The organism is Actinomycetospora sp. (assembly GCF_055612215.1).
Window position 1 is genome coordinate 1 of sequence record NZ_JBVPVA010001124.1, and the last position, 13,278, is coordinate 13,278.

The following is a 13,278-nucleotide window of genomic DNA, read 5'->3' on the forward strand; positions in this document are numbered from 1 at the left end:
GAACAACTTGCGGATCTCGTAGAGCTTCGACTCCGAGCACCGCACCAGGTCGGTGTCGTGGATGAAGATCGACCCCTTCTCGGGCTTGAGCAACCCGATGATCGACTTCAGCAGCACCGACTTCCCGGTCCCCGACGGACCCAGCAACACCGACACCTCACCGGCGGGCAGGGTCAACGTCACGTCGGACCAGATGTTCGAACTCCCGAACGACTTCGAGAGATTCTTGATCCCGACCTCGACGCCACCCATCGATGTTCCTCCCGGCCTGGTGTCCGAACCCGTCGCGACGAGCCCGTGGTGACAGGTCTCGCGCTGTGCGCCGTGGAACGACGCGGTCCCCCGACGAGTCGGGCATCACAGCGACAACGACGGGCGCGGACGGAGGTTACTGGACAGGTAACACCGGTCACCCACGGAGGTCTGTTGCGTCCGATCGTTCGTACGAACCGTCCGCGATCGGCCGCGGACCATGGCGTCTGCACTGGTCCGAATGGTCGTAGACACGACGACGGGGCGGGGTCCCAGGTGGGACCCCGCCCCGGTCGTGGCAGTGCGGGAGCCCGCGCCGGCGGCGCGGGCGGAGGGGGATCAGGTCAGGCTGACCTTGGCCCCGGCCTCCTCGAGCTTCGCCTTGGCGGCCTCGGCGGCCTCCTTGGTGGCACCCTCGACGATCGGCTTCGGGGCGCTCTCGACGAGCTCCTTGGCCTCCTTGAGGCCCAGGCCCGAGACGACCTCGCGGACGACCTTGATGACCTGGATCTTCTTGTCACCCGCGGCCTCGAGGACGACGTTGAACTCGTCCTTCTCCTCCTCGGCCGGCGCGGCGCCGCCGCCGGCGGCCGGGGCGGCCGCGGCCGCGACCGGGGCCGCGGCGGTGACCTCGAAGGTGTCCTCGAACTTCTTCACGAACTCCGAGAGCTCGAGCAGCGTCATGTCCTTGAAGGCATCGAGCAGCTCGTCGGTGGACAGCTTCGCCATGGTGAGGCGTTCCTTCCTACATCAGGGATCAGGTGGGGGTGGATCAGGACCGGGGTCAGGACTCCGCAGCCGCGGCGTCGGCCGACTCGACCGCCTCGACGGCCTCCTCGGTGCTCGCGCTGCCCTCGGCAGCCCGCTTGTCCTGCAGGGCCTGCGCGAGGCGGGCGACCTGCGAGGCCGGGGCGGCGAACAGGCCCGCGGCCTTGGCGAGGTTGCCCTTCATCGCGCCGGCGAGCTTCGCCAGCAGGACCTCGCGCGAGTCGAGATCGGCCAGCTGGTCGATCTCGGCGGCGGAGAGGGCGCGCCCCTCCATGTAGCCGCCCTTGACCACGAGCGCCTTGTTGTCCCGGCCGAACTCGCGCAGCGCCTTGGCGGCGTCGACGGGCTCCCCGGACACGAAGGCGATCGCCGTGGGCCCGACGAGCAGCTCGTCGAGGCCCTCCACGCCGGCGTCCGCGGCAGCCCGCTTGACCAACGTGTTCTTGGCGACGGTGTAGTTGACGTCGTTGCCCAGCGAGCGCCGCAGCTTCGTGATCTGCGACATCGTCAGGCCCCGGTACTCGGTGACGACCATGGCCGAGGCGTCGCGGAACTCCGCGGTGATCTCGGCGACGGCAGCCACCTTCTCGGCGGCCGGTGCACGTTCAGCCATCCGCGCCTCCTTTCCTGCATCGAGCGTGGGTGGACCGAGGTCTTCTCCGCTCACGCCGGGGCCCGGAGACGGGAGAAGCCCCGTGCGCAGTCGCACGGGGCTTCGAGGGGCGGCGGACCCGCGAGGGCCCGCACGCATCGCTGCCTCGTCCTCCTGCGCGGGACGCCCGTCGAGGGGCCTTCGTCCTCCCGGAGGGTGTCCGGGAGGAGACCAGCGGTCTCGGGTGGAACTCGGTGACGATGCCGACGGATTGCGTCCGCCGGTGGTGTCCTGTCCAGGATACGGGACGGCCCGGGCCACCCCGACGAGCGGGGTGGTCCGGGCCGGTGCGTCCGTGCCGGGCGGCTCAGGCCTCGGCCGAGGTGAGGTTCCGCGTCCGGGTCGGGTCCACGGGGATGCCGGGGCCCATCGTGGTCGTCACGGTGATCTTCTTGACGTAGCGGCCCTTGGCCGCCGAGGGCTTCGCCCGGAGGATCTCGTCGAGAGCCGCTCCGTAGTTCTCGACGAGCTTCTCCGCGTCGAAGCTGGCCTTGCCGATGACGAGGTGCAGGTTGGCCTGCTTGTCGACACGGAAGTTGACCTTGCCGCCCTTGATGTCGGAGACGGCACGGGCCACGTCCGGGGTGACCGTGCCGGTCTTCGGGTTCGGCATGAGGCCGCGCGGGCCGAGGATGCGGGCGACCCGGCCGACCTTGGCCATCTGGTCGGGCGCGGCGACGGCGGCGTCGAAGTCGAGCCAACCGCCCTGGATGCGCTCGATGAGGTCGTCCGAGCCGACGACGTCGGCGCCGGCGTTCTCGGCCTCGGTGGCCTTGTCACCCGTCGCGAAGACGATCACGCGGGCCGTCTTGCCGGTGCCGTGGGGCAGGTTGATCGTGCCGCGGACCATCTGGTCGGCCTTGCGGGGGTCGACCCCGAGCCGCATGGCGACCTCGACGGTCGCGTCCATCTTCGTCGGCGAGGTCTTCTTGGCGAGCTCGACGGCCTCGAGCGGCGCGTAGAGCCGCTCCTCGTCGATCAGTTCGGCGGCCTGGCGGTAGGCCTTGCTGCGCTTCATGAGCTGTCCTTACTGCGTTCGCGGATCAGGTGTGGTGACGGGCGGCGCTCGCCCTCCCACGGGTTCGGGTGAGGAGTCCTCAGCCCGAGACGGTCAGGCCCATCGACCGGGCGGTCCCGGCGATGATCTTGGCGGCCTGGTCGAGGTCGTTCGCGTTGAGGTCGGCCATCTTGGTCTGCGCGATCTCGCGGACCTGGGCGTCGGTCACCGAGCCGACCTTCTTGGTGTGCGGCGTCGCGCTGCCCGACTGGATGCCGGCCGCGGCCAGCAGCAGCTTGGCCGCCGGCGGCGTCTTCAGCGCGAAGTCGAAGGAGCGGTCCTCGTAGATCGAGATCTCGACCGGCACGACCTGACCACGCTGCGCCTCGGTGGCCGCGTTGTAGGCCTTGCAGAACTCCATGATGTTGACGCCGTGCTGACCCAGCGCGGGGCCGACGGGCGGCGCGGGCGTCGCTGCGCCCGCCTTGATCTGCAGCTTGACGACCGCGGACAGTCGCCTCTTCTTCGGGGGCATCCCTACAGCTTCCTCACGTTTCCATCGGAGCACCGGTCGCGTCCGGACCGCCGACCGGCGTCGTCCCCGGCGCCCTCGATAGAGCGCCGGGGGACGTTGTGGTGTTCCCGCCTAGATCTTCGAGACCTGGTTGAACCCGAGCTCGACCGGCGTCTCGCGGCCGAAGATGGAGACCAGGACCTTGACCTTCTGGGCGTCGACGTTGACCTCGGAGATGCTCGCCGGGAGCGTCGCGAACGGCCCGTCCATGACGGTGACCGACTCGCCGACCTCGAAATCGACCTCGACCGCCGACGCGGCACCGCGCCCCGACTCCGCGGCCGCGGCCCCGGAATCGCCGCCCTTGGCCTTCTTCGGCGTCTCCTGCCGCGGGAGCAGGAACTTCGTGACCTCGTCGAGGGTCAGCGGCGAGGGCCGCGACGTGGCCCCGACGAAGCCGGTGACGCCGGGCGTGTTGCGCACCGCGCTCCACGAGGCGTCGTTGAGGTCCATCCGCACGAGGATGTAGCCGGGCAGCACCTTGCGCTGGACCTGCTTGCGCTGCCCGTTCTTGATCTCGGTGACCTCCTCGGTGGGCACCTCGACCTGGAAGATGAAGTCCTCGACGTCGAGCGTCTGCACGCGCGTCTCGAGGTTGGTCTTCACCTTGTTCTCGTAGCCGGCGTAGGAGTGCACGACGTACCAGTCGCCGGGCGCCAGGCGCAGCGACTCCTTGAGCGCCGCCACCGGGTCCTCGGGCTCGTCGTCCTCCTCGGCCACGGGCTCGGCGACGGGCTCCTCGACCGCCGCGCCCTCGGCGCCGACCGCGGTCTCGTCGGCATCGCCGACCGCCTGGTCGGGCAGGTCGGACGGCTCGTCCTCGGTGGGGGCGCCGAGCGCCTCGCGGGCGGCCTCGAGGTCGGCCTCGGGGTCGTGCGCCGCGGCGGCGTCGTTGTCGTCGTCCGCCGCGTCGTCGTCCGCGTCCTCGCGCGCCTGCGCGGCGGCCCGGGCCACCTGCGCGTCGTCGAGGGTGGCCGGGGCCTCCTCGGTGCTCAGGTCCGAGCCCTCGCGCACCATCACGCCGCGCGTGCGGGCCTCGGCGACGAGCTCGGGCTCGGGCTCGTGCTCGCCAACTTCTCCGGAGGTCACTTCTCGTCTCACTTCCCTCGGGTGCGCGGCCCTCCCGCGCGGTGGTGCCGGCCGTGGTGCCCGGCCGCGGACGACCGGGCCCCGCTCAGCCGAACAGGGCGAAGGTCAGCTTCTGGAACCCGATGTCCAGCAGCCCGACCAGCGTGACCATGAAGGCGACGAACACCAGGACGACCACCGTGTAGACGACGATCTGGCGCCGCGTCGGCCAGTGGACCTTGCGCAGCTCCGCGACGACCTCGCGCAGGAACCGCCGCAACCGGGCGATCACCGAGCCTTCCGACGACGCCGAGCGTGCGGCGTCGCGCGACGGCGTGGGGGCGCCCTTGTCCCCGCGCGCCACGACCCGGGTGGTGCCGGTCTCGCCGTCCCCGTCGGCCGCGCCGCGGCGTCGTCGTCCGGCCGCGGTGACGGGACGGGACCCGGCGCGCGCGTCGTCGGATCGCCCGGCGCCGTCGGCGCCAGGGCGACGCCGCCCGCCCGTGTCCTCGCTCACCTGTTCCGTCCTCACCCCGGCGGCCCGATCGGGCCGGACCACCGTGTCCGTCGTGTCCGCGCCGCGGGCGGCCCGGAGTGCAGGGGCGACAGGACTTGAACCTGCAACCTGCGGTTTTGGAGACCGCTGCTCTGCCAATTGAGCTACGCCCCTGTGGCGACCCGTCGGGGGCCGCCGGACATCGGGAGCCTCCGCCGCCGGGCGCGCGAACACCGCAGCGCACGCACGCCGAGACCGAGGACCCGTCGTCCCGTGGTCCGATCGTACGGCACCCACCGGAACGGCCCGCGCCCCGGCCTCCGGGTGCGCACGGACGACGGAATCGCCTCGGGGCGGGGACGGGGCGTCTGCGAGAATCCCGGACCATGACCGCAGTCACGTCCTCCGGCCCGTCCTCGACCTCCGGGGACCTCGCTCCTGCCGCCACCGACCGCCGCATCTCCGCGCGCATCGGGGGCATCGCGGAGTCGGCGACGCTGGCGGTGGACGCGAAGGCGAAGGCGCTCAAGGCCGCCGGACGACCGGTCATCGGGTTCGGCGCCGGCGAGCCGGACTTCCCGACGCCGCAGCCGGTCGTCGACGCCGCGGTCGCCGCGTGCGGCGACCCCAGGAACCACCGGTACTCCCCGGCCGGCGGGCTGCCCGAGCTGCGCGAGGCCGTCGCCGCCAAGACGCGGCGCGACTCGGGCTGGGAGGTCGAGCCGTCCCAGGTGCTGATCACCAACGGCGGCAAGCAGGCCGTGTTCGAGGCCTTCGCGACGATCGTCGACCCGGGCGACGAGGTCCTGCTGCCCGCGCCGTTCTGGACCACCTACCCCGAGGCCGCCCGCATGGCCGGGGGTGACCCGGTCCAGGTCGACACGGACGCCTCCACCGGCTTCCTGCCGACCGTCGAGGCCCTCGAGGCCGCCCGGACCCCGCGCACCAAGGTGCTGCTGTGGTGCTCGCCGTCGAACCCCACCGGCGCCGTCGCCCCGCGCGAGCTGGTCGAGGCGATCGGGCGCTGGGCCGCCGAGCACGGCGTCTGGGTCATCGCCGACGAGATCTACGAGCACCTGGTCTACGACGGCGCGGAGCACGTCTCGATGCCGGTCGCGGTCCCCGAGATCGCCGACCGCTGCATCGTCGTCAACGGCGTCGCCAAGACCTACGCGATGACCGGGTGGCGCGTGGGCTGGCTGATCGGCCCGCAGGACGTGGTCAAGGCGGCCGCGAACATGCAGTCCCACCTCACCTCCAACGTCTGCAACGTCGCCCAGCGCGCGGCGCTGGAGGCGGTGTCCGGCCCGCTGGACGCGGTCGAGGAGATGCGCGCGGCGTTCGACCGCCGCCGGCGCACGATCGTCGAGATGCTCTCCGCGATCGAGGGCGTCGAGTGCCCGACGCCGCGCGGCGCCTTCTACGCCTACGCCGACGTCCGCGGGCTGCTCGGTCGCGAACTGCGCGGCGCGCACCCGCAGACCTCGGTCGACCTCGCGGCGGCGATCCTCGAGCATGCCGAGGTCGCGGTCGTGCCGGGCGAGGCCTTCGGGACGCCCGGGTACTTCAGGCTGTCCTACGCGCTGGGCGACGACGACCTGCGGACCGGGGTCGGCCGCATGGCCGACCTGCTGGCCGAGATGTCCTGACGATCGATCGACGACGGCGGCCGGGGCGGACCGGCCGCCGCAGGCAGTACGGGCCAGCGGGGCGAGGGGGAGACGTGGGCGTTCGGTCGGTGCTGTCCTGCCTGATCACGGCAGCCGTGCTGCTCGGGGCGGCCGGGGTCGCTTCGGCGGCGCCCTCGGGTGGGGGGACCTCCCCCTACGTGGCGCTCGGCGACTCCTACACCGCTTCCCCGCTCACCGGGGCCAACGCCGGCCCGCCCCCGGGGTGCTTCCGGTCGGTGAACAACTACCCGCACCTGACCGCCACCGCGTTCGGCGCCCAGCTCACCGACGTCAGCTGCTCGGGGGCGACCACCAAGGAGTTCGGCACCGCGCAGACGACCGACGCCGGGGTGAACCCGCCGCAGTACGCGGCGCTGGCGAGGAGCACGGAGCTGGTCACGGTCGGGATCGGCGGCAACGACATCGGGTTCTCCGAGATCGTCCGGACCTGCCTGTCGGCGACGCCGTTCGGGTCGCCCTGCAAGGACCACTACACCGCCGGTGGCACCGACGAGCTCCGCGCCCGGATCAACGCCCTCGGTGGGAAGCTCGCGACCGTGCTCAAGGAGGTCCACCGCCGCGCGCCGAACGCGCGGGTGGCGCTCGTGGGCTACCCGTCGGTGCTGCCCGCGTCGGGCCCGGGCTGCTACCCGGCCGTCCCGATCACCCCGGGCGACGTCGACTACCTGCGTGGCGTGCTCACCGCCCTCAACACCCGCATCCAGCGCAGCGCGGACGCCGGGTCGGCGGTCTACGTGGACACCGCCACCTCGACGGTCGGCCACGACGTCTGCCAGGCCCCCGGCACCAAGTGGATCGAGGGGTTGATCCCGACCGCCCCGGCCTTCCCGGTGCACCCGAACGCCCAGGGCTCGGCCGCGCTGTCACGGGCCGTCGTGGCCGCACTGGGTGGTTCGGCCGCCGCGAGCTGAGAGCCCTCAGGCCCTCGGCCCCTCAGGCGCGCAGGACCGCGATCGCCTTGCCGAGCACGCCCTTGCCGTCGGGACCCGTGGCGGTGACGGCGAGGGTGACGGTGCCGTCGTCGTCGACGGCCTTCACGGTGGCGCCGAGCTCCAGCGACGCGCCCTCGTCGTCGTCGGGGACGACGACCGGGCGGGTGAAGCGGGTGGAGAAGGACCGGACGAGGGTCGGGTCGCCCGCCCACTCCGCGACGTACTGCGCGGCGAGCGCCATCGTCAGCATCCCGTGCGCGATGACGCCGGGGAGGCCCACGGCGAGCGCGGTGCGCTCGTTCCAGTGGATCGGGTTGAGGTCGCCGGAGGCGCCGGCGTAGCGGACGAGGCCGGCGCGGGTGATCGGCACGGTGCGGCCGGGGAGCTCGTCGCCGGTGGTGACCTGCGGCAGCCCGCTCATCCGTCCGCCCGCCCGACCAGCGTCGCGCGCGACACCAGCACGGTCGTCCCCTCGGGGTCGGTGACGTCGCAGCGGAAGGTGACGACGTCGTTCCCGGCGAGCTCGCGGATCTCGTCCACGGTCACGACCGTGGTGAGCACGTCGCCGGCCACGACCGGCCGGTGCAGCTCGAAGGACTGGTCCCGGTGCACCACGCGCGCGAAGTCGAGGCCGAGGGCCGGGTCGTCGACGACCTCGCGGGTCGCGTCCCAGGTGAACACCACCGGGAAGGTCGGCGGCGCGACCACGTCGGCGTGCCCCGCCGCCTGCGCGGCGTCGGGGTCGGTGTGCACCGGGTCGGTGGCCCCGACCGCGCGGGCGAACTCGCGGACCTTCTCGCGTCCGACCGCGTAGGTGCGGGGGGCCCAGCTGCGTCCGACGAAGGACGCGTCCAGCGGCACGGCGGCGTGTGCTCCGGCCGGGCTCAGCGCGTCTCGCGGTGCCCGCGGTGGCAGCCGCAGTTGGGGCAGAACTTCTTCAGGGTGAGCCGGTCGGGGTCGTTGCGCCGGTTCTTCCTGGTGATGTAGTTGCGGTTCTTGCACTCCTCGCACGCGAGCGTGATCTTGGGGCGCACATCGGTCGCGGCCATGGGAGTGTCCTCTCGACTTCGTCCTGCTGATCGGTAGCGGTGGCCGGACTTGAACCGGCGACACAGCGATTATGAGCCGCTTGCTCTGCCACCTGAGCTACACCGCCACGGTGTCGCCGGGGAGCCGGATCCGTCCGACCCCGACGCACGACGAAACCGGCGGGCGAGCCGCCGGTTCCCTCTCACCGAGCCCCTTTACGGAATCGAACCGTAGACCTTCTCCTTACCATGGAGACGCTCTGCCGACTGAGCTAAAGGGGCCAGTCCTCCCGCTGGTCAGACGGCTCCGGATGTCTCCGGCGTCGTCCCCGCGGGCGGCACCCAGCGTACAGGCCCCCCGACGACGCCGGGCGTGGCACCCCCCTCGCGCGCGAGGTCCTCCAGCCACGCGTCGAGGTGCCCGGCGGACAGCGGACGGGACACCAGATAGCCCTGCGCGACGTCGCAGCCCATCTCCGCGAGCGCCGCACGGACCTCGCCGTCCTCGACGCCCTCGGCGACCACGGTGAGCCCCAGCGTGTGGCCCATCTCGACGATCGCGCGCACCACCGCGGCGTCCCCGGCCTCCGTGCCCATCCCCAGCACGAAGCTCTTGTCGATCTTGACCTGGTCGACGGGGAGGCGGCGCAGGTGGGCGAGCGAGGACTGCCCGGTGCCGAAGTCGTCGACCGCGAGCCGGCACCCCATGGCGTGCAGGCTGCGCAGGGCCGGCAGGGCGTACTCCCGCTCGGCGGACACCCCGCTCTCGGTGACCTCGAGCGTGAGCAGCTCCGCGGGCACGTCGTGGCGGGCGAGGGCGTCGGCCACCAGGGCCGGGAAGGAGTCGTCGAGCGAGCGGACGGAGAGGTTGACCGCGACGGTGAGCCGCAGACCGCGGTCGAGCCAGCGACGGGCCGCGGCGAGGGCCTCGTCGAGGACGAAGGCGGTGAGCCCCGCGATCTGGCCCGTCGCCTCGAGCACGGGCACGAACTCGTCGGGCAGCAGTGCCCCGAGCTCGGCGTGCTCCCACCGGGCGAGCGCCTCGACCCCGAGCACCGTGCGCGCCTCGAGCGAGACGGTGGGCTGGTAGTGCACCCGCAGGCTTCCGTCGGCGAGGGCGGGGCCGAAGCCGCGGATGAGGGCGAGCCGGCGGCCGGCCCGCTCCCCCATGCTCGGCGAGTAGCACCGGACCGGGTCGCCCCCGAGTCGCGCGGCCGCGAGGGCGACGTCGGCGCGGGCGAGCAGCCGCGACGCCCGCACGGCGCCGTCGTGCTCCCCGGCCAGGCTGGGGGCGCCGACCGCGGCGACCCCCATCAGGACGGGCGCCTCGAACGGGATCCCCTCGACGACGACGGGCCGCGCCAGCTGCTCGCGCATCGCCACCGCGACGGTGTGCGCCGTCGGGCCGTCCACCCCGGGGACGACGACCGCGTACGTGTCGCCCTCGAGACGCGCGGTCAGCCACTCCCCCGGGGCGGCACCGGGACCCTCGGGGTCCGCGCCCACCGCCTCGAGACGCCGGGCGGCGAGCGCCACGAACTCCTCGCCCCGCTCGTGGCCGAGGGTGTCGTTGACCTGGTCGAGCAGCCCGAAGGAGATGATCGCGACCGCCCCCGTGCCCTCGAGGACGCGTTCGGCGGCGGCCTGCAGGAACCCCGGGCGGTTGAGCAGGGCGGTGAGCGGGTCGCGGTGGGCGTCGCGGCGCAGGCGGGCCTCCAGGCGGCTGTTCTCCACCTCGGCCCCCACCTGGCGGGCGATCGTCGCCAGCAGGGTCAGCTCCCCGCGCTCCACCGAGCGCGAAGGCGCGCGCCAGCGCCAGGTCCCCGCACGGGCCGGGTCGTGCACCTCGAGCACGCCGCGACGGGCGCGCGCCATGTCCGGGTCCCCGTCGCCCACCTCGGGGGCGGCGATCGGCGCGAGGAGGACCTCGGCGACGTCCCGCACGGCCATCCAGCGCCGGAGGGGGTCGGGGGCCGTGCGCTGATGCCACCGCGAGGCCCCGCGGCCGGGCCGGAAGGCCTCGGGCGGGGCGATGAGGTCGACCGCGCGCACCGCGTCGGGGAGCGGCTCGCCGGCGTGCTCCAGCAGGGGCCCCAGGGCGAGGACCACCCGGAGCGCCCCGAACCGCGCGCGCAGCGCCTCGGCGATCTCGCGGGCCGCGGCCCGGCCGTCGTCGTCGCGTCGGGCGGGCGCGCGGGCGGCGATCGACCGCCCCACGACGCCGAGGGCCCGCAGGTCCCGGGAGCGGCGGTTCCGGGCGGCGCGCACCAGCGCGACCCCCACGGCGCCGAGAGCCAGCAGGAGGACGATCGCCGCGAGGACGCCGACGACCACGCTCACGGCGCGGCGGCGGGCTGCACACCCCACCGACCGAGCATCGACGCCTCCCGAGTGCTCCGCCGGCGCGCTGCCGACGACCCGTTCGTGTACCCAATCACTCTACGCAAGAATCCTGACGACGACAGCCGGTCCTGCATCACTCGTCCGGGGCAGCGGCCACGGTGAGACACGAATTTCCCCGGCGTCCGGTCACGGAGCGTCCGTTTCGCCGACGCCGCGCCGCCGTCCGGCCCTATGCCGCGCCCGCGTCCGGTGACCCGGCGTGCCCCGGTCGCGGATGGGATCGTCGGAGGCGTCATCGACCGCCCCCGCGGACGGGTCGGCGCACGGAGGAGGAAGCCATGTCCCTGGACCCGGCCGGGCGTGCCCCGACGGCGGGCATCGTCGCGACCGGCAGCGAGCTGCTCGCCGGCCGGGTGCACGACGCCAACGGACCGTGGATCGCCGAGCGGCTCGGCGAGCTCGGGATCGAGGTCGCGCACATCCTGCTCGTCGGGGACCGGCCGGACGACATGGAGTCCGCCCTGCGCTACCTGGCCGGGGCGGGGGTGGACCTCGTGGTGACCAGCGGCGGTCTCGGCCCGACCGCCGACGACCTCACCGCCGCCGTCGTCGCCGACGTCACCGGCCGCCCGCTCGAGCTCGACGAGCAGATGGAGAAGGTCGTCGGCGACATCATCTCCCGGTTCGCCGACCGCCTGCACTGGGACGCCGACGCGCTCGCCGAGGCCAACCGCAAGCAGGCGATGGTCCCGCGTGGCGCGACCCCGATCCAGCCGGTCGGCACCGCGCCCGGGCTGGCGGTCCCGCCGGGCGAGGGTGCCGACGGCTACACCCCGACGGTGCTGGTGCTGCCCGGACCGCCGCGCGAGGTACAGGGCATGTGGGACGACGCGCTGGGTTCCGCGCCGCTGCGCGCCCTCCTGGAGCGCACCGCCCCGTTCGAGGAGACCCACCTGCGGCTCTTCGGTGTCCCCGAGTCCGAGATCGCCGCCACCCTGCGGGCCGTGGGCGAGCACACCGATCTCGCGCCGCTCGAGATCGTGACCTGCCTGCGCGACTTCACCCTCGAGGTGGACCTGCGCAAGCGCCCCGGCGACGAGGCGGCGCGGGCCGCGCACGACGCCGTCGTCACCGAGATCGACACGCGCCACGGCCGGGCCGTCTTCTCCCGCACCGGCGAGACGATCGACGAGCTCGTCTTCGGGCTGCTGGCGGGCCGGACGATCGCGACCGCCGAGTCGTGCACCGGCGGTCTGCTCGCCGGCCGGCTCACCGCGCCCGCCGGCGCCTCCGCCCACGTGCAGGGCGGCATCGTCTCCTACGCGAACGAGGCGAAGGAGCACCTGCTCGGTGTGCCCCACGAGCTGATCGAGGCCCACGGGGCGGTCTCCCCGGAGGTCGCCCACGCCATGGCGGGCGGCGCGCTGGAGCGGTTCGGGGTGGATGTCGCGGTCGCCGTCAGCGGCGTCGCGGGCCCGGGCGGGGGCACCGCGGAGAAGCCGGTCGGGTACGTCTGCTTCTCGGTGCGCACCGCCGACGGGCGCGAGATCGCCCGCGACCCGGTGCTGCCCGGCGGGCGCGGCGACGTCCGGGAACGCTCGGTCGTGCTGGCGATGCACCTGGTGCGGCGCATCCTCACCGAGGGGTGAGTCCGCTCAGGCGGTGAGGCCCCGGAAGAAGCGGATGATCTGGTTGATCGCGTCGCCGATCGCCGCGATGATCGCGCGCACGGTCGCGGCCGCGGCGTCCGGCTGGCTGATCACGAAGTACAGGATGATCGCCACGACCACGAGGATGATCAGGACGCGCACGCGCGAGTTCATCGTGTCCTTCCCGCGGCCGACGCCCACCGGAGGCGTGCGCCCGGCCGACCCCGGACGCGCAGCGACCGTAACGCGACGATCACGCGCGGGGGGCCGGTTCGGCGCGTGTCGCGCCGGTGATCGACGTCCCGTTCGGCGCCGCCCCCCGCGGCGGGCAGGATGACCGACCATGACCGGCGAACGCATGACCGGGTTCACCCGCGGAGCCCTCCGCTTCGACGTCGTCGACGGGGGCCCCGCCGACGCGGACGGGACCGTGCTGCTCCTGCACGGGTTCCCGCAGACCTCGGCGAGCTGGGCGCCGGTCGCGGACCGCCTGCACGCGGCGGGCCTGCGCACGCTCGCGCCCGATCAGCGCGGCTACTCCCCCGGCGCGCGCCCGGTCGGCCGCGCCGCGTACCGGGTCGAGCACCTCGTCGACGACGCCGCGGCGCTGGTGACGTCGTCCGGCGCCGGATCGGTGCACGTCGTCGGGCACGACTGGGGCGCGGTGGTGGCGTGGGCGCTCGCGGCGCACCGGCCGGAGCTGGTCCGCACCGTCACCGGCGTCTCGGTGCCCCACCCGGCGGCCTTCCTGCGCGGGATGCTCCACGGCCCGCAGCTCCTGCACTCCTGGTACATGGGCGCGTTCCAGCTGCCGTGGCTGGCCGAGGC

16 protein-coding genes and 3 tRNA genes are annotated in these 13,278 nt (G+C 73.7%); 4 read left to right on the top strand and 15 right to left on the bottom strand.

The annotated features are described in order from the left end of the window. From AC0CYZ_RS30210 to AC0CYZ_RS30245, 8 genes are all read right to left on the bottom strand, one after another. The coding region (locus AC0CYZ_RS30210; RefSeq protein ID WP_472221807.1) for an ATP-binding cassette domain-containing protein at window positions 1-252 on the bottom strand (252 nt) is incomplete at its 3' end. A 339-nt stretch (window positions 253-591) separates the two neighbouring features. Then, window positions 592-981 (bottom strand): 50S ribosomal protein L7/L12, encoded by a 390-nt coding sequence (gene rplL / locus AC0CYZ_RS30215; protein WP_472221808.1) that lies wholly within the window; start codon window positions 979-981, stop codon window positions 592-594. Between the two features lie 55 nt (window positions 982-1,036). Next, window positions 1,037-1,633, bottom strand: a complete 597-nt coding sequence (rplJ, locus tag AC0CYZ_RS30220; protein ID WP_472221810.1) for a 50S ribosomal protein L10 — start codon at window positions 1,631-1,633, stop codon at window positions 1,037-1,039. Window positions 1,634-1,979: 346 nt separating this feature from the next. After that, window positions 1,980-2,690, bottom strand: coding sequence for a 50S ribosomal protein L1 (rplA, locus tag AC0CYZ_RS30225; RefSeq protein ID WP_472221811.1), 711 nt, complete (start codon window positions 2,688-2,690; stop codon window positions 1,980-1,982). Between the two features lie 79 nt (window positions 2,691-2,769). Then, on the bottom strand, window positions 2,770-3,204 hold the full coding sequence (rplK, locus tag AC0CYZ_RS30230; RefSeq protein WP_472221812.1) for a 50S ribosomal protein L11: 435 nt from the start codon (window positions 3,202-3,204) through the stop codon (window positions 2,770-2,772). A gap of 111 nt (window positions 3,205-3,315) precedes the next feature. Then, the gene (nusG, locus tag AC0CYZ_RS30235; RefSeq protein ID WP_472221823.1) at window positions 3,316-4,260 is read right to left on the bottom strand and encodes a transcription termination/antitermination protein NusG; all 945 of its coding nucleotides are present in this window, start codon (window positions 4,258-4,260) and stop codon (window positions 3,316-3,318) included. A gap of 157 nt (window positions 4,261-4,417) precedes the next feature. Next, a complete protein-coding gene (gene secE, locus AC0CYZ_RS30240) occupies window positions 4,418-4,828 on the bottom strand; it encodes a preprotein translocase subunit SecE (RefSeq protein ID WP_472221813.1) in 411 nt (136 codons plus the stop codon). A gap of 80 nt (window positions 4,829-4,908) precedes the next feature. Further along, window positions 4,909-4,981: transfer RNA gene (locus AC0CYZ_RS30245), tRNA-Trp, on the bottom strand. 212 nt (window positions 4,982-5,193) lie between these two features. Here AC0CYZ_RS30245 and AC0CYZ_RS30250 point away from each other — a divergent pair. Then, window positions 5,194-6,456: a pyridoxal phosphate-dependent aminotransferase gene (locus AC0CYZ_RS30250; protein ID WP_472221814.1), complete on the top strand. Its 1,263-nt coding sequence runs from the start codon at window positions 5,194-5,196 to the stop codon at window positions 6,454-6,456. 74 nt (window positions 6,457-6,530) lie between these two features. Beyond that, window positions 6,531-7,409 (top strand): SGNH/GDSL hydrolase family protein, encoded by an 879-nt coding sequence (locus AC0CYZ_RS30255; RefSeq protein ID WP_472221815.1) that lies wholly within the window; start codon window positions 6,531-6,533, stop codon window positions 7,407-7,409. Between the two features lie 22 nt (window positions 7,410-7,431). Here the strand turns inward: AC0CYZ_RS30255 and AC0CYZ_RS30260 are convergent, their stop codons facing one another. The 6 genes from AC0CYZ_RS30260 to AC0CYZ_RS30285 all read right to left on the bottom strand — a co-directional run bounded on the left by AC0CYZ_RS30260 (window position 7,432) and on the right by AC0CYZ_RS30285 (window position 10,798). Next, the gene (locus AC0CYZ_RS30260) at window positions 7,432-7,851 is read right to left on the bottom strand and encodes a MaoC/PaaZ C-terminal domain-containing protein (protein WP_472221816.1); all 420 of its coding nucleotides are present in this window, start codon (window positions 7,849-7,851) and stop codon (window positions 7,432-7,434) included. Further along, window positions 7,848-8,291, bottom strand: coding sequence for an FAS1-like dehydratase domain-containing protein (locus AC0CYZ_RS30265; RefSeq protein ID WP_472221817.1), 444 nt, complete (start codon window positions 8,289-8,291; stop codon window positions 7,848-7,850). The genes AC0CYZ_RS30260 and AC0CYZ_RS30265 overlap by 4 nt, the downstream gene beginning before the upstream one ends. Before the next feature lie 23 nt (window positions 8,292-8,314). After that, complete coding sequence (gene rpmG / locus AC0CYZ_RS30270) at window positions 8,315-8,479, bottom strand: 50S ribosomal protein L33 (RefSeq protein WP_472221818.1); 165 nt, start codon at window positions 8,477-8,479, stop codon at window positions 8,315-8,317. Window positions 8,480-8,513: 34 nt separating this feature from the next. After that, a tRNA-Met gene (locus AC0CYZ_RS30275) sits at window positions 8,514-8,586 on the bottom strand. An 81-nt stretch (window positions 8,587-8,667) separates the two neighbouring features. After that, window positions 8,668-8,740 (bottom strand) — tRNA-Thr (locus AC0CYZ_RS30280). Window positions 8,741-8,755: 15 nt separating this feature from the next. After that, the gene (locus tag AC0CYZ_RS30285; RefSeq protein WP_472221819.1) at window positions 8,756-10,798 is read right to left on the bottom strand and encodes a putative bifunctional diguanylate cyclase/phosphodiesterase; all 2,043 of its coding nucleotides are present in this window, start codon (window positions 10,796-10,798) and stop codon (window positions 8,756-8,758) included. 341 nt (window positions 10,799-11,139) lie between these two features. On the opposite strand from AC0CYZ_RS30285, the gene AC0CYZ_RS30290 reads away from it, so the two are divergent. Continuing rightward, entirely contained in the window at window positions 11,140-12,450 is a 1,311-nt protein-coding gene (locus AC0CYZ_RS30290) for a competence/damage-inducible protein A (protein ID WP_472221820.1), read from the top strand. 6 nt (window positions 12,451-12,456) lie between these two features. Here the strand turns inward: AC0CYZ_RS30290 and AC0CYZ_RS30295 are convergent, their stop codons facing one another. Continuing rightward, on the bottom strand, window positions 12,457-12,624 hold the full coding sequence (locus AC0CYZ_RS30295) for a hypothetical protein (RefSeq protein ID WP_472221821.1): 168 nt from the start codon (window positions 12,622-12,624) through the stop codon (window positions 12,457-12,459). A gap of 169 nt (window positions 12,625-12,793) precedes the next feature. Here AC0CYZ_RS30295 and AC0CYZ_RS30300 point away from each other — a divergent pair. Next, window positions 12,794-13,278: alpha/beta fold hydrolase (locus tag AC0CYZ_RS30300; RefSeq protein ID WP_472221822.1), on the top strand; the 485-nt coding region annotated here is incomplete at its 3' end.